Raw genomic sequence first — 14,728 nt, forward strand, 5'->3', positions numbered from 1 at the left:
CTCCCGTGACAAGCGCGTTTGGCTCCATAGCGCGTTCGCCCATTGATCCGGGGGCGGAATCCTGGCTGAAGGGCCGCATGCGCGTGGACCTGTTCGATTTCGACCTGCCGGAGGAGAGCATCGCCCTCCGGCCCGCGGTGCCGCGGGACGGCGCCCGCCTGATGCTGCTGCGCCTGGGCGCTCCCCCGGAAGACCGGGTGGTGCGCGACCTGCCGGGCCTGCTGCGCCCCGGCGACGTGTTGGTCTTCAACGACACGCGGGTGATCCCGGCGCGCCTGCGCGGCCTGCGGCACCGGCCGGACGGCCAGCCGGTGCGGATCGAGGCGATGCTGCACCTGCGGGAGGGTCCGGACCGCTGGCGCGCCTTCGCGCGACCGGCCAAACGGCTGCGGGTCGGCGACCGGGTCAGCTTCGGCCGGGCCGGGGAGGGCGAGACCTGCGCGCTCACGCGGCTCGACGCCACGATCGTCGAGCGCGGGGAGGGGGGCGAGACCACCTTCGCCTTCGACCTTTCGGGACCCGCCCTCGACGAGGCGGTGGCGGCCTCGGGCGAACTGCCGCTGCCCCCCTACATCGCCGCCAAGCGCCCGACCGACGCGCAGGACGGCGCCGACTACCAGACCGTCTATGCCCGCGAGCCCGGCGCCGTCGCGGCGCCGACCGCCGGCCTGCACTTCACGCCCGAGCTGCTCGCATCCTGCGCCGCCGCCGGCCTGCCGCAGGTCCGGGTGACGCTGCATGTCGGCGCCGGCACCTTCCTGCCGGTCAAGGCCGACGACACCGACGCGCACCGGATGCACGCGGAGGTGGGCGAGATCACGCCGCAGGCCGCCGAGGCGCTCAACCGCGCCCGCGCGGCGGGCGGGCGCATCGTCGCAATCGGCACCACGGCGCTCCGGCTCCTCGAGAGCGCGGCGGAGCCCGACGGCACGATCCGGCCCTGGACCGGCGCCACCGACATCTTCATCACCCCGGGCTACCGCTTCCGGGCGGTGGACGTGCTGATGACCAACTTCCACCTGCCGCGCTCGACGCTGTTCATGCTGGTCTCGGCCTTTGCCGGGCTGGAGCCCATGCGGGCGGCCTATGCGGCGGCGATCGAGCGCGGCTACCGCTTCTATTCCTACGGCGATAGCAGCCTGCTCTTCCGGGCGGAGACGCGATGACCGACCAGTTCACGTTCACGGTGGCGGCGACCGACGGCCCGGCCCGCACCGGCGAGATCCGGATGCCGCGGGGCGTCATCCGCACCCCGGCCTTCATGCCGGTGGGCACCGCCGGCACCGTCAAGGCGATGTATCCCGAGCAGGTGAAGGCGCTGGGCGCCGACGTGGTGCTGGGCAACACCTACCACCTGATGCTGCGCCCCGGCGCCGAGCGGGTGGCGCGCCTGGGCGGCCTGCACGCCATGATGCAGTGGCCCTACCCGATCCTGACCGATTCCGGCGGCTTCCAGGTCATGTCGCTGGCGGGCTTGCGCAAGCTCGACGAGACCGGGGTGCGGTTCCAGTCGCATCTCGACGGCTCGACGCATCTCCTGAGCCCCGAGCGCTCGATCGAGATCCAGGGCCTGCTCGGCTCCGACATCCAGATGCAGCTCGACGAATGCGTCCGCCTGCCCGCGCCCGAATCGGCGATCGAGAGCGCCATGCGCCTGTCGCTGCGCTGGGCCGAGCGCTGCCGCATCGCCTTCGGCGACCAGCCCGGCAAGGCGATGTTCGGCATCGTCCAGGGCGGCGACATCCCGGCGCTCCGGATCGAGAGCGCCAAGGCCCTGGTCGACCTCGACCTCAAGGGCTACGCCGTCGGCGGCCTCGCGGTCGGCGAGCCGCAGGCGACGATGCTGGCGATGATCGAGACCGTCGAGCCGCACCTGCCGACGGCAAAGCCGCGCTACCTGATGGGCGTCGGCACGCCGGACGACATCGTGCAGGCGGTGAGCCGCGGCATCGACATGTTCGATTGCGTGATGCCGACCCGGGCCGGCCGCCACGGCATGGTCTATACCCGCCACGGCCGGCTCAACCTGCGCAATGCGCGCTTTGCCGAGGACAACACTCCCCTCGACCTGGAATCGACCTGCCCGGCGGCAAACCAGTACAGCAAGGCCTACCTGCATCACCTCGTCCGCGCCGGCGAGATCCTGGGGATGATGCTGCTGACCTGGAACAACCTGTCCTACTACCAGGACCTGATGGCGGGCTTGCGGAAGGCCATCGCCGAGGGGCGGCTCCAGGACTTCATCGGCGAGACCCGCGACGGCTGGCAGAAAGCGGAGAGGGATCGGGCGGCGTGAGCCGTCAATGCTCCGCTGCCGGCGGCGCCGCGAGCACGCGATAGAAGCCGTCCGGGTCGTCCCGCCGCTCATCCACCGCCCGACGGAGAGCCGCAACGATGCGCGCCGCGATCGGCAGGCGGTAATGCAGGGCGTCCCAGTAAGCGGTGTCGTCCCGCGTCACGGCGGACGGGATGCGGAAATCGACCAGCACGGCGCCGCGCCGGCGGGCGATCTCGGCCACCCGCGCCTTGCAGGCGGCCTCGCGCGCCGCTCCCGCGCTGCCGGGCCGGGGCTGCGCCGCCACGTTGACCGGCATAAAGGCGACGAGCTTCAACCCGTCCGCCGGCACGAGGCCGAGGAGGTCGTCGAGCCAGGCCAGCGCGGGCGTGGCGGGGTCGGCCTCGGGCACGCCCTCCGGAACGGGGGCATCGCCGTGGATATGCGCCGCGGCGCGGGCGGCGTCGTAGTGGGATTCCGGGGGGGTGAAGACCTCGTAGCCGTCGCCGCGGATCCGCGCCGGCATCCGCCCGAGGCGGTGGAGCAGCGCCCGGCCGGCGATCTCGGCGCTCTGCTGGTTCCACTGATGGAACGGGGCGGTCCAGGCCAGCGGCTCGCGGTACAGCCAGGGCGGGAACGCCCGGAAGGTCAGGCGTTTCCGGTCCGCGTCGGCCTCGCACCACGGCGCGTCGAGGCCGAACAGCACCGCCCTGGCGGGGGACCGCGCCAGGAACAGCCGGGCGAGCTGCGTCTGCTCCCAGGGCGTCGCCGCGTTCATGGCGAGGTTCGCGAAAGGCCCGCCGAACGCCCGGTCGAGGGCCCGCGGGTCGAGGAGACGGGCCGTCGAGGTGCCGAACACCGCCGCGTCGAAGGCCCCGCCGCGCACCACCTGCGGGTACATGAAGCGCTGGTTGAGATCCATGATCGGCCCCGGCGCGCGGCCCGGGCCGGCGCGCAGGCCGTAGGGATCGAGGATCGTCACGAAGGCCAGCACGAGGAAGCCCAGGAGACCGGCCGCGCCGACGAGGAGACCGGCGAACCGTCTCCAGGGTGCAGCGGAATCGGGGGGCGGGGTGGGTTCGGGGGCCATCGGGACGCGACTTGTGTGGGCGGCCGTGGTCTCCCGGTTGACCCGGCCGCGTCAACCCCCTATGTCCGCCTCTGCTCCGAACAGGATCTCGGCCGGCTCAACCAGCGCCGCGCCGCCATCCCGGGGAGCGGGCGCGTAGCTCAGCTGGTAGAGCAACGGACTTTTAATCTGTAGGTCCTGGGTTCGAGTCCCAGCGCGCTCACCACTTCTTCCCCACAAATCGGACACGGTCGTCGCCGACTTGATCGGAGCGGCGGTCAACCTTTTTGGTCTGTGTGGATAGCCTGGTTCGGACGATCCATCCACGCTCCTGTTCTTGTCCCCGTTCGCCGCGACAGATCACACCCGCGTCGCGGACTGACTGCAATGGGACAAAACACGCCGACATGTCTCCCAGCCAACGCGTCTTCGTTGACGCTGCACCTCAGCTATGCAAGGAGCCGTGGCCCAGATTTCCTGGAGGGGCGATGTCGGGGAATGAAGCGCTCATGAAGGCCTTGGCTGATGTGAGCGAACGGAGAGCGGCGCTCGAGGCCGAGTACGAGCGCATCGGGACGGAGCTGGCCAAGCTCCGGCTCGCCGAGAACGCGCTCCGGGCGATCATCGAGGATACGCCGATCGAGGATCTCGGCCTGTCGCTCCCCTCCGCCGGGCCGGCCTCCGGCCCGGATCGGGGCGAGCCGCGGGCGAGCGGGCGGCGCGGTCCGCGGGGGCCGCGGGCGAACTCGACCAAGGGCCGCCTCAAGGCGCTGATCGACGGCGCCGGGCCGCAGGGCCTGTCGCAGCCGCAGATCCTGCGCGCGCTGCCCGATGCGGCACCGGCCACGATCAACGCCTATCTCAGCGCCATGGTCACCGCCGGCGAGGCGCTGCAGGTCGGCAACTTCTACACCAAGACCCGGAGCCGGGACGACGTGCCCGACACCCAGGACGACGCCGACGACGAGGACGCCTATGACGGCGAGATCGACGACCGGGACGACGAGGCCGAGCCGTCCGGGAAGTCTTGATCGGGCGCGCCGCGTGCGCTCGCGCACCGGCCGCCGCGGACAATGCGTGCACATCCGGGCCACACCCGGCCGGTTTCTCGCCGCGCTCCCCCTGGGCGCGACGACTTGCCGGCTGAGGATGGTGGCGGACGGGGCTCGAGCGGCCTAGGTGATCCGCCACCCTGTGAGCGCTTCTCTCGCAACGCCCCGTCCCCGCCCGCCGTCGCGGCGGCCCGGGCGGGGCGCGGACGACGCTCAAGCCCCAGGACGCCCGGGACCGGATGACACCCATCATCGCCATCGACACCCTGTCGAAGACCTACGCCTCGGGTCACGCCGCGCTCAAGCGCGTCGACCTGACGGTCCGCCAGGGCGAGATCTTCGCCCTGCTCGGCCCGAACGGCGCCGGGAAGACGACCCTCATCAGCATCATCTGCGGCATCGTCACGCCGAGCACCGGCACGGTGACGGTCGGCGGGCACGACATCCTGTCGGCGCCCCGGGCCGCCCGGCGGCTGATCGGCCTCGTGCCACAGGAACTGACCGCCGACGCCTTCGAGACCGTGTGGGCGACGGTGAGCTTCAGCCGCGGCCTGTTCGGCTTGAAGCCCGATCCGGCCCATGTCGAGCAGGTGCTACGCGACCTCTCGCTGTGGGAGAAGCGCGACGCGAAGATCATGACCCTGTCGGGGGGCATGAAGCGCCGGGTGCTGATCGCCAAGGCGCTGGCGCACGAGCCGCGCATCCTCTTCCTCGACGAGCCCACGGCCGGCGTCGACGTGGCGCTGCGCCAGGACATGTGGCGCCTGGTGCGCCGCTTGCGCGACCAGGGCGTCACCGTGATCCTCACCACCCACTACATCGAGGAGGCCGAGGAGATGGCCGACCGGGTGGGGGTGATCGCCAAGGGCGAGATCGTGCTGGTCGAGGAGAAGGCCGAGCTGATGCGCAAGCTCGGCCGCAAGGAGCTGACGCTCCAGCTGCACGAGCCGGTGAGCGCCCTGCCGCCTGCGCTCGCCGGCCATCCGCTGGCTCTGTCGGAGGACGGGACGGCGCTGACCTACACCTACGACGCCAAAGCCGAGCGCACCGGCATTACCGCGCTCCTGACCGACCTCGCTGCCGCCGGCATCCGCTTCCGCGACCTCCAGACCCGGCAGAGCTCGCTCGAGGACATCTTCGTCGATCTCGTGAGGGACCGCGCATGAACTGGCCCGCCATCCGCGCCATCTACGGCTTCGAGATGCACCGCGCCTTCCGCACGCTGCTTCAGAGCATCGTCGCGCCGGTGATCTCGACCTCGCTCTACTTCGTGGTGTTCGGCGCCGCCATCGGCGGGCGGATCACCTCGGTCGACGGCGTTCCCTACGGCGCCTTCATCGTGCCGGGGCTGATCATGCTGACGCTGCTGACGCAGAGCATCGCCAACGCCTCGTTCGGCATCTACTTCCCGCGCTTCTCCGGAACGATCTACGAGATCCTCTCGGCGCCGATCTCGGCCGTCGAGATCATCGCCGGCTATGTCGGGGCGGCGGCCACCAAGTCGATCATGCTCGGGCTGATCATCCTGGCGACCTCGTCGCTGTTCGTACCCCTGCGGATCGAGCACCCGTTCGTCATGGTGCTGTTCCTGGTGCTCACCGCCGTCACCTTCAGCCTGTTCGGCTTCGTCATCGGCCTGTGGGCGGACGGGTTCGAGAAGCTGCAGCTGGTGCCGCTCCTCATCGTCACGCCGCTGACGTTCCTGGGCGGCAGCTTCTACTCGATCGACATGCTGCCGCCGGTGTGGCGGAATGTGAGCCTGCTCAACCCGGTCGTCTACCTCATCAGCGGCTTCCGCTGGAGCTTCTACGGCCATTCCGACGTCAACCCGGCGGTGAGCCTCGGCATGGCTCTGGTGTTCCTGGTCCTGTGCCTGGCGGCGGTGGCCTGGATCTTCCGGACGGGGTACCGGCTCAAAAGCTGACGAAGCGGCGCGGGCGAGCGGGTCCGGCCCGGCTGTTGCGCTTGGCGCAGCTGTTGCGCTTGGCCCGGCTCTTGCGGTGAAGGACAAGCCCTAACGGAACCGTCCGCCATGCCCCGTCCCCTCCGTCTCTTCGCTGCGCTCCTCGCCGCCCTACCGACCCTCGCGCCATCGGCCTTCGCCGAGTCGGTCCTGCGCATCGGCATGACCGCAGCCGACGTGCCGACCACGACCGGAATGCCGAATAACGGCTTCGAGGGAATGCGCTTCCTCGGCTACCCGGTCTTCGAGGGGCTGGTGCTGTGGGACCTCTCGCGCACCGACCGGCCGGCCGGCTTGCGGCCGGGGCTGGCGGAACGCTGGGAGCAGGCGCCCGACGATCCGAGCACCTGGATCTTCCACCTGCGCCAGGGCGTGCGCTTCCATGACGGCACCGCCTTCGACGCCGATGCGGTGATCTGGAACCTCGATCGCTACTTCAAGGCCGACAGTCCGCAATACGAGCCGCCCGCGGCCGGCATCACCCGGGCGCGGGCACCGCTGCTGACGCGCTACCGCAAGATTGACGACCGCACGGTCGCGATCACCGGATCGGCACCGGCCTCGTACTTCCCCACCATGGTGGTCTACCTGCTCTTCACCTCGCCGGCCTCGTTCGAGCGGGCGGGGCGGGACTGGGCCAAGGTCGGGATGCTGCCGGCCGCCGGCACCGGGCCGTTCCGCATCACCGGGGTGCGCCCGCGCGAGGCGGTGGAGCTGGCCCGCAACCCGGATTACTGGGACCGAGACGCCCTCGCCAAGGTCGACCGGGTGCGGCTGATGCCGATCCCGGAGGCCAATGCCCGCATCGCCGCGCTCCGCGCCGGCCAGGTCGACTGGATCGAGGCGCCGGCGCCGGACGGGCTCGCGTCGCTCCGCCAGGCGGGATTCACGATCACCACCGGCTCCTACCCGCATGTCTGGCCGTGGTTCTACAACATCGGCGCGGCCAACAGCCCGCTCAAGGACGTGCGGGTGCGACGGGCGCTCAATTACTGCGTCGACCGGGACGGGCTGGTGACCTTCCTGAACGGCACCGCCGAGCCGGCCATCGGCTGGCTGAAACCCTCCGACCCGGATTTCGGCGCGCCGCAGAACCGCTACCGCCTCGATCCGGAGAAGGGCCGGGCGCTGCTGGCCGAGGCGGGCTTCACCGACCGGAAGCCCCTCGCCCTCAAGGTGATGATCTCGACCTCGGGCTCGGGCCAGATGCAGCCGCTGCCGATGAACGAGTTCCTGCAGGAGAACCTGAAGCAAGCCTGCAACGTCGAGGTCACCTTCACCGTGGTCGAGTGGCAGGTGCTGCTCAATGCCGGGCGGGCGGCGCCGGATTCGCCCTCGCTCCAAGGCGCCGACGCGCTCAACGTCTCCTCGCCCTCCTCGGACGCCGCCGTGATGGCGCGCTACTTTTCCTCCGCCAACGTCTCGCCGAAGGGCTTCAACTTCCCGCAATGGAAGGATGCACGCTTCGACGCGGCGCTGGCTGAGCTTGCCGGCACGACCGACCCCGCGGCCATCGCCCGGGCGACGCAGGCCGCCCATGAGCGGCTGGTCGATGATCCGCCCTGGCTGTACATCGTGCATGACCTCAACCCCAGGGCGATGTCGCCGCGGGTGAAGGGGTTCGTCTCGCCCCAATCCTGGTTCGTCGACCTGACCCGGATCAGCGTGCAGTGAGGAATGCCATCGTGACCGACCTCGTCGAGCGTCCCGCCCACGCCCTCGCCCGTGCCATCGCGTCCCGGACGATCTCGCCGGTGGAGGCGGTGGAAGCGCATCTCGACCGCATCGCGCGGCTGGAGCCCAAGCTGCGCGCCTTCGTCGATGTCTACGCCGACGACGCGCGGCTCGCCGCCGAGGGCGCCGACCGGATGATTCGCGCCGGGCACGCCGTCGGCCCGCTGCACGGCGTGCCGGTGGCGCTGAAGGACCTGATCGACCTCGAGGGCCGGATCACCACCGGCGGCTCGGCGCATTTCCGCGAGCGGCGCGCAACCGGGACCGCCACCATCGCCCGGCGGATGCTGGCCCAGGGCATGATCGTGCTGGGCAAGACCCACACGGTCGAGTTCGCCTATGGCGGCTGGGGCACCAACCGGCATATGGGCACGCCCTGGAACCCCTGGGACCTCGCGACGCCGAGGACGCCCGGCGGCTCCAGCAGCGGTTCCGGCGTCGCGGTCGCGGCCCGGATGGCGCCCTGGGCGATCGGGACCGATACCGGCGGCTCGGTGCGCCTGCCGGCCTCGTTCTGCGGGCTCACCGGCCTCAAGGTCACGATCGGCCGCGTCAGCACCGCCGGCATCGTGCCGCTCAGCACCACCCTCGACACGCCCGGGCCGATGGCGCGCAGCGTCGAGGACGTGGCCCTGCTCTACACGATCCTGTCCGGGCCCGACCCGCGCGATCCCAACACCCGCGGCATCGTGCCGGAGGACCCGATGCCGGCGCTGCATCGCGGGGTGCGGGGCTTGCGCCTTGCCCGGATGCCGGCGGCGGAGCGGTCCGGCGTCTCCTCGGAGATGCTCGACGCCTACGACGCGTCGCTCGACCAGTTCGCACGGCTCGGCGCCGAGATCGTCGAGGTCGACCTGCCGTTCCGCTTCGCCGACCTCCTGGCCACCTCGGCGATCGTGATGGCCGAGTGCTATCTCTTCAACGGCGCCCTCTCCGAGGACCGGGCCTCGCGCCTCGACGAGGATGTCCGACGCCGCATTCTGGACGGAGCCGGCGTGAGCGCCCAGGATTACCTGCGCACCCGGGTGATGCAGGCGGAGATGAAGGCTGCCTTCGCCCGGGCGATGGACGGCATCGACGCCCTCCTGACCCCGACGACCGAGACCGCGGCGATCCCCCTCGATGCGGTCGACCAGGCGGTCATGCCCTCGCGGTTCACCCGCTTCGGCAACCTGCTCGAACTCTGCGCCCTGGCGCTGCCGAACGGGTTCACGGCCGGCGGGCTGCCGCTCTCGCTCCAGATCGTCTGCCGCGGCTACGACGAGGCGACGGCGCTCCGCATCGGTCAGGCGTATCAGGGGGCGACGGAGTGGCATCTCAGGGGGCCGGCGGTGTGACGGCACGTTCGATTCCGCGCAAGTCGAACGAACCACCCTGGAACATCCCCCGCGTCATCCTTGGCCGCGCAGCGGAAGCCGGGATGTCGCGGAGGGCGGACGATCCGGATCACGAGCTCGTCCGACTTCCGATTGACCGCCCGGCGATCGGTGCACAATCGCGTTCCCCTGCGGAAATCGGCGTCGTATCACGTGCCGCTCGATCGACGACGCCCCCGGACGGGATCCGTCCGGGGGCGCACAGTCTCCCTCGCGATGCCGAGCCCGCTCAGCCCCGCCGCAAGGTCGCCGTCTCCGGCAGCGGCTGGCGCTTGGCCCGCGCCACCGCCTGCAGCGGGTCGGGTCGCGGGGTCACCGCGTCGAGGATGTCGCGGCCGAGCGCCTGGGCGAGGCAGGCATAGCCCTGGTCGCCCATGTGGAAGCGGTCGGAGGAGAGCATGCCGGCGAGCAGCGTCGGGTCCTGCCGGTTCCAATCCTTCATCAGGGCGTAGCGCGAGAAGACCGGCACCTCGGCGCCCACGGCCACTGCGGCGACGAGGCCGACGAAGCGCTCGTAGCGGGCGTGGTCGGGGATCGCCGGGTAGTATTGCTGGTCGAGGATGATGAGGTCGCTGCCGGCGGCGCGGACCAGGGCGACGCCGTGCTCGAGCCGGCGGCGGAAGGCGGCCTCGTCGCCGCCGGTGATCGCGTCGTTGGTGCCGACCTGCCAGATCACCAGGTCGGGCTTCACCGGCTGGTTCAGGGCCTCGGCGAGGCGCACCAGCGTCTGGTCGGCGGTCTCGCCGCCGATGCCGGCATTGGTCACGCCGACCGGGGTGCCGCGCCAGGCCGCGCGCAGGGATTGCTCCAGCAGATGGGGATAGGTCCGGTCCGGTCCGGAGGCGCCGATGCCCTCGGTCGAGGACGAGCCGATGGCGAGCACTCGCACCGGCTCGCGCCGGGCCACGTGGGCCTCGGTCAGGGCGAGGCTCATCCGCTCCGCCGCCGGCGGCAGCGTGGCCGGGCACGCCGCCGCGGAGAGGGCCGCAGCGAGGTGACCGGCGACGACGGCTGCCGACAGGCAGGCCAGCCGGCCCAAGCGAAACCGGAGCATCATGGCAGTTCCCAGGAGGGGAGAGCGGACCGAATCAATCCGCATTCGCCAGGTAACATGCGCGTGACTGCCGATCCAGTCGAAATCGAAGCTGATCCAAGTCGAACCGCGCGGCTCTGCTCGCCTGGTCAGCGAAACCGGAGAGGATCGCGGAGAACTGCGCAGGTTCGGCTCACCGGGGGTTAAGCTTGAGCATGGGTTCACGCCATCGAGGCGGCGGACCTCACGCCGCCTCGGCGCCGAGCTTCTCCTTGCGCGAGGCGTTGGCCTTCTGCAGCGTGCGGACCGGATCGCCGAAATGGCGCTCCAGCTCGGCCAGAGCCGGCTCGAGCGCGCCGCGCTCGATCAGGTCGACGAGGAGCTGGTGCTCGTCGATGAGCGCCGCGTTCTCGCGGTAGCCGCCCATCAGCATCTGCAGGCACAGCCGGGTCTCGGCCTGGAGCGTGGCGAAGCTGCGGGTCAGGCGCTCGCTGCCGGCCTCGTCGACGATGCGGCGGTGGAACTGCATGTCGAGATCGGCGACCTGCGGCCAGTCCTTGCGGCGCACCGCGGCCTTCATCTGGCGCACGATGCCGGCGAGGTCGCGCACCACTTCCGCGCGCTCCGGCGTCTCGAGGATGCGCCGCATCGCGACCAGTTCGAGGGAGCGGCGCACGAAGTAGATGTCGATGAGGTCGGTCGGTGCGAGTTCGGGAACGAACACGCCGCGATGCGGCTCGCTGCGCAGCAGGCCTTCCTGGATCAGGCGCTGCAGCGCCTCCCGCACCGGCCCGCGGCTGACCCCGAAGGTCGAGGCCAGCTCCATCTCGTTGAGCTGCGCGCCGAGCGCGTAGGTGCCGTCGAGGATCGCGGCGCGGATCTGCTCGGCGATCTGGCCGGACAGGGTGGTACGGGGCAGGCGTTTGGTCGCCGGGGCGGCCTTCGCGTTGGTGTCGTTCCGGCTCGCCATCGCGCTCACGCCCCACTCGTATTCAGACAATAATCCTAGTGCAGGACGTCCTGCAGACGATAATACGCCCCCACGAAGGGAAGGAACCAGGGCGGGCCGAAATGCCCGGGGATGGCTTTCCAGTCCCAGCCGGCGAAGGGGTTGCGCTCGCTGCGCCCCTCCAGCACGTCGGCCATCACCTGCCCCATATGGGTCGCCATCTGGGTGCCGTGGCCGCTATAGCCCATCGAATAGTACAGCCCGTCGCGGATGCCGGCGCGCGGCAGCCGGTCGGCGGTCATGTCGACGATGCCGCCCCAGCAATAGTCGATCCGGGCGCGGGCGAGCTCCGGAAACACCTCGTCGAGGGCGCGGCGCAGCACCCGTCCGCTCTTCTCGTCCGAGAGCGGGTTCGAGACCGCGAACCGGGCCCGGCCGCCGAACAGCAGCCGGTCGTCCGGCGTGACCCGGAAATAGGTGCCGACATTCTTCGAGTTCGTCGCCATGCGGCGCGTCGGCATCAGCCGGTCGAGCACGTCGCGCGGCAGCGGCTCGGTCACGATCACGAAGGAGCCGATCGGCACGATGCGGCGGCGGAACCAGCCGAGCGGCCCGACCATCGAGGCGCCGGTCGCCATCAGCACTTGGTCGGCCGTCATCGTGCCGCGGGAGGTGGTGACCTCGTGGGCGGTGCCCTGGAGCCGGCGCAGGCGGGTGACGGGGGCGTGCTCGAACACCGCGGCGCCGCGATCCGCCGCCGCCCGGGCCAGGCCCCGGGCGAACTTGCCGACATGCATGCCGCCGCTCTTCGGATAGACGAGGCCGCCGTAGAACGCGTCCGACCCGACCTCGCTGCGGATTTCGCGGCCGGGCACGAAGCGGGTCTCCGGGTCGGCCCGGCGCGACACCGCCTCGAAGGTGCGTTGCAGCTTGTCGACATGCTCGGGCTTCGCCGCCAGCTTGATCTTGCCGGTGCGGCGGAAGTCGCAGTCGATCTTCTCCTCGCGGACCAGCCGCTCGACGCTGTCCACCGCCGCATCGTAGGCGTGGTAGAGCGCCGCCGCCCGCTCCTCGCCGAAGCGGCCGACGATGGCGCGGTAATCCGACGCGAAGCCGTTGTTGCACTGACCGCCGTTGCGCCCCGAGGCGGCGCTGCCGACGGCGTCCGCCTCCAGCACCGCCACCCTGGCGCCGCGCTTCGACAGGGCGAGGGCCGCCGACAAGCCGGTGAATCCGCCCCCCACCACCGCGACGTCGAACCGCCCTTCCGCCGGGCCGGGGCTGCCGGCCGTGAAGGGCGGCGCGGTCTCGAGCCAGTAGGATGCGAGCTTCATCGGTGACGACCCGTGACGGATGGGGAAGGCCCACGGGACTCCCCGCGGCGTTGAGCCATCATCATTCTTATCGTAGGATTGTCAACAATTATGCGGGTGAGGGATCGGCGGGGCTCCCGTTCATCCCGAGCGCCGGGCTGACCGGGGAAAAGGAGAGGGCGTCTCCCTTTCCCACGCGGGAAGGAGATCCAGCGCGTCCTTCGGAAGTCGATTCGGCGCCGAACGCTGCGGTCCTCTACCCGCGCTCCTCGTCCGGGATCTCCATGTCGAGCAACGCCGCACTCAACCCCTTGCCGTGGGCATCGAGCGCCAGCGACCGGGTGACCCCGCCGCCGAGGGCGTCCGTCAGCACGAAGTTGAGGGCGCCGAGGCGGGGCAGGGCGTAGCGGGTCACCGTGCCGGCGCAGATCCCGGCGAAATGGGCCCGCACCCGCTCGGCGGTAACGTGCCGTTCGAGGCGCGGGTAATCGGCCGGGTCGCGGGCGATCAGGGAGATGTTGGCGGTGTTGCCCTTGTCGCCGGTGCGGGAATGGGCGAGCGTGCGCAGCTTCATCGGATCCTCCCTCACGCCTCGAACATCCGCACGCTCGGCCGGGCGAGCGCCGCCGGCACCAGCACCGAGAGCACGCCGACGACCTCGCGGGCCGATTTCCAGGCGCCGCCGCCCCCGGCCGGGCCGTTGGTGTAGAGCGTCTCGACCTCGTTGCCGATCCGCGTCGCCTCACCGAGGCTGTCGCAGCGCCCGGCGACGCGGATGCGGACCTCGTAGGGCTCCGCCGAGCCGGCGAGGCTTGGGCCGTGGAGCGAATCGACGCCGATCAGGTCGAAGCGCAGCTCGCTCGCCCGTACGCCGGTGAGCGTCAAGCGCTCGCGCACGATGTCGAGGGCGAGCCGCCCGCGGCCCAAGGCTCCCGGCCCGGCATAGGAGATCTGGCCCTCGCCGATATAGGAATCGATCAGCCCGACCGAGACCTTGAGGAGGCCGGTCGCCGGCGCGCCGCGGCCCCCCGTCACCCGCACCCGGTCGGGGCCGAGAGCCTCCATGGTCACGTGGGAGAAATCCGCCACCACGTCGGGCTGCAGGTAGCGGGCGGGGTCGTGCACCTCGTAGAGCAATTGCTCCTTGCAGGTGGCGAGCGTCACCGCCCCGCCCGAGCCCGGCACCTTGGTGATCTCGATCTCGCCGTCCTCGGTCACGATGCCGATGGGAAAGCCCAGGCGGGCGAGGCCGGCCACGTCCTTCACCCCGGGATCGGCGAAGTAGCCGCCGGTGACCTGGCCGGCGCATTCGAGGAGATGCCCGGCGAGCGTGCCGCGGCCGAGCCGGTCCCAATCGTCCAACGCCCAGCCGAAGGCGTGGATGAGGGGGGCGAGGAACAGGGCCGGGTCGCCGACCCGGCCGGTGATCACGACGTCGGCGCCTTGGGCCAGCGCCTCGGCGATGGGACCTGCGCCGAGATAGGCGTTCGCCGAGATCACCCGGTTGCCGAGGTCGCGCACCCGCCCGCCGGTCTCGAGGATCGCGTCGTCTCCGGCCTCGACCGCCGCCAGCACGTCGTCGCCGATCACCGCAGCGACCTTGAGGCCGGAAAGCCCCATGTCGCGGGCGATCGCCCGGGTCTTCTCGGCCGCCGCCAGCGGGTTGGCGGCGCCCATGTTGGTGACCACGCGGGTGCCGTTCCGCCGGCACGGGGCCAGCACCGCCCGCATCCGGGCCTCCAGCAGCGGGTCGTAGCCGGCGGCCGGATCGCGCAGGCGGGCCTGCTGGGCGAGCGCGATGGTGCGCTCGGCCAGGCACTCGAAGACCAGGTAGTCGAGGGCGCCGTGCTCGGCGAGCTCGATGGCGGGCTCGATCCGGTCGCCGGCATAGCCGGCCCCGGCGCCCAGGCGGATGGTTCTCATGACTTGTCTCCTTGTGCCTTCGCCTCCGGCGAAGGCGCCCG

13 protein-coding genes and 1 tRNA gene are annotated in these 14,728 nt (G+C 71.2%); 8 read left to right on the forward strand and 6 right to left on the reverse strand.

What is annotated here, in order from left to right; genetic code table 11:
* Window positions 1-77 precede the first annotated feature (77 nt).
* Together queA and tgt are read left to right on the forward strand one after the other, a co-directional pair.
* Complete coding sequence (gene queA, locus G4G93_RS18970) at window positions 78-1,166, forward strand: tRNA preQ1(34) S-adenosylmethionine ribosyltransferase-isomerase QueA (protein ID WP_165086293.1); 1,089 nt, start codon at window positions 78-80, stop codon at window positions 1,164-1,166.
* Window positions 1,163-2,296, forward strand: coding sequence for a tRNA guanosine(34) transglycosylase Tgt (gene tgt, locus G4G93_RS18975; protein WP_165086295.1), 1,134 nt, complete (start codon window positions 1,163-1,165; stop codon window positions 2,294-2,296). Before queA ends, tgt begins: the two co-directional genes overlap by 4 nt.
* Window positions 2,297-2,300: 4 nt before the next feature.
* On the opposite strand, the gene G4G93_RS18980 is transcribed toward tgt, so the two are convergent.
* Window positions 2,301-3,365: a hypothetical protein gene (locus G4G93_RS18980; protein ID WP_165086297.1), complete on the reverse strand. Its 1,065-nt coding sequence runs from the start codon at window positions 3,363-3,365 to the stop codon at window positions 2,301-2,303.
* A 129-nt stretch (window positions 3,366-3,494) separates the two neighbouring features.
* Here G4G93_RS18980 and G4G93_RS18985 point away from each other — a divergent pair.
* From G4G93_RS18985 to G4G93_RS19010, 6 genes are all read left to right on the forward strand, one after another.
* Window positions 3,495-3,570 (forward strand) — tRNA-Lys (locus tag G4G93_RS18985).
* A 301-nt stretch (window positions 3,571-3,871) separates the two neighbouring features.
* Window positions 3,872-4,375: a hypothetical protein gene (locus G4G93_RS18990; protein WP_312892113.1), complete on the forward strand. Its 504-nt coding sequence runs from the start codon at window positions 3,872-3,874 to the stop codon at window positions 4,373-4,375.
* A gap of 260 nt (window positions 4,376-4,635) precedes the next feature.
* A complete protein-coding gene (locus tag G4G93_RS18995) occupies window positions 4,636-5,562 on the forward strand; it encodes an ABC transporter ATP-binding protein (protein ID WP_165086300.1) in 927 nt (308 codons plus the stop codon).
* Window positions 5,559-6,320, forward strand: coding sequence for an ABC transporter permease (locus G4G93_RS19000; protein WP_165086302.1), 762 nt, complete (start codon window positions 5,559-5,561; stop codon window positions 6,318-6,320). Before G4G93_RS18995 ends, G4G93_RS19000 begins: the two co-directional genes overlap by 4 nt.
* A 108-nt stretch (window positions 6,321-6,428) precedes the next feature.
* The gene (locus tag G4G93_RS19005; protein WP_165086304.1) at window positions 6,429-8,033 is read left to right on the forward strand and encodes an ABC transporter substrate-binding protein; all 1,605 of its coding nucleotides are present in this window, start codon (window positions 6,429-6,431) and stop codon (window positions 8,031-8,033) included.
* Between the two features lie 11 nt (window positions 8,034-8,044).
* Window positions 8,045-9,430, forward strand: coding sequence for an amidase (locus G4G93_RS19010; protein ID WP_312892114.1), 1,386 nt, complete (start codon window positions 8,045-8,047; stop codon window positions 9,428-9,430).
* A gap of 268 nt (window positions 9,431-9,698) precedes the next feature.
* Here the strand turns inward: G4G93_RS19010 and G4G93_RS19015 are convergent, their stop codons facing one another.
* The 5 genes from G4G93_RS19015 to G4G93_RS19035 form a co-directional block, all read right to left on the reverse strand.
* A complete protein-coding gene (locus G4G93_RS19015) occupies window positions 9,699-10,526 on the reverse strand; it encodes an SGNH/GDSL hydrolase family protein (protein WP_165086307.1) in 828 nt (275 codons plus the stop codon).
* Between the two features lie 220 nt (window positions 10,527-10,746).
* The gene (locus G4G93_RS19020; protein ID WP_165086366.1) at window positions 10,747-11,472 is read right to left on the reverse strand and encodes a GntR family transcriptional regulator; all 726 of its coding nucleotides are present in this window, start codon (window positions 11,470-11,472) and stop codon (window positions 10,747-10,749) included.
* A 35-nt stretch (window positions 11,473-11,507) separates the two neighbouring features.
* The gene (locus G4G93_RS19025) at window positions 11,508-12,785 is read right to left on the reverse strand and encodes an FAD-binding oxidoreductase (protein ID WP_165086309.1); all 1,278 of its coding nucleotides are present in this window, start codon (window positions 12,783-12,785) and stop codon (window positions 11,508-11,510) included.
* A gap of 235 nt (window positions 12,786-13,020) precedes the next feature.
* Window positions 13,021-13,338, reverse strand: a complete 318-nt coding sequence (locus G4G93_RS19030; protein WP_165086311.1) for a hypothetical protein — start codon at window positions 13,336-13,338, stop codon at window positions 13,021-13,023.
* Between the two features lie 11 nt (window positions 13,339-13,349).
* Window positions 13,350-14,687 (reverse strand): acyclic terpene utilization AtuA family protein, encoded by a 1,338-nt coding sequence (locus tag G4G93_RS19035; protein WP_165086312.1) that lies wholly within the window; start codon window positions 14,685-14,687, stop codon window positions 13,350-13,352.
* Window positions 14,688-14,728 lie beyond the last annotated feature (41 nt).

The organism is Methylobacterium sp. DB0501 (genome assembly GCF_011043735.1).
Lineage (GTDB): Bacteria > Pseudomonadota > Alphaproteobacteria > Rhizobiales > Beijerinckiaceae > Methylobacterium > Methylobacterium alsaeris.

Bases quoted from the DNA above. Each gene is read 5' to 3' on its own strand.
- G4G93_RS19000 (WP_165086302.1), top strand. From the start codon at position 5,559: ATGAACTGGCCCGCCATCCGCGCCATCTACGGCTTCGAGATGCACCGC.
- G4G93_RS19005 (WP_165086304.1), top strand. From the start codon at position 6,429: ATGCCCCGTCCCCTCCGTCTCTTCGCTGCGCTCCTCGCCGCCCTACCG.
- queA (WP_165086293.1), top strand. From the start codon at position 78: ATGCGCGTGGACCTGTTCGATTTCGACCTGCCGGAGGAGAGCATCGCC.
- G4G93_RS18980 (WP_165086297.1), bottom strand. From the start codon at position 3,365: ATGGCCCCCGAACCCACCCCGCCCCCCGATTCCGCTGCACCCTGGAGA.
- G4G93_RS18995 (WP_165086300.1), top strand. From the start codon at position 4,636: ATGACACCCATCATCGCCATCGACACCCTGTCGAAGACCTACGCCTCG.
- G4G93_RS19030 (WP_165086311.1), bottom strand. From the start codon at position 13,338: ATGAAGCTGCGCACGCTCGCCCATTCCCGCACCGGCGACAAGGGCAAC.
- G4G93_RS19035 (WP_165086312.1), bottom strand. From the start codon at position 14,687: ATGAGAACCATCCGCCTGGGCGCCGGGGCCGGCTATGCCGGCGACCGG.
- G4G93_RS19015 (WP_165086307.1), bottom strand. From the start codon at position 10,526: ATGATGCTCCGGTTTCGCTTGGGCCGGCTGGCCTGCCTGTCGGCAGCC.
- G4G93_RS19020 (WP_165086366.1), bottom strand. From the start codon at position 11,472: ATGGCGAGCCGGAACGACACCAACGCGAAGGCCGCCCCGGCGACCAAA.
- G4G93_RS19025 (WP_165086309.1), bottom strand. From the start codon at position 12,785: ATGAAGCTCGCATCCTACTGGCTCGAGACCGCGCCGCCCTTCACGGCC.
- tgt (WP_165086295.1), top strand. From the start codon at position 1,163: ATGACCGACCAGTTCACGTTCACGGTGGCGGCGACCGACGGCCCGGCC.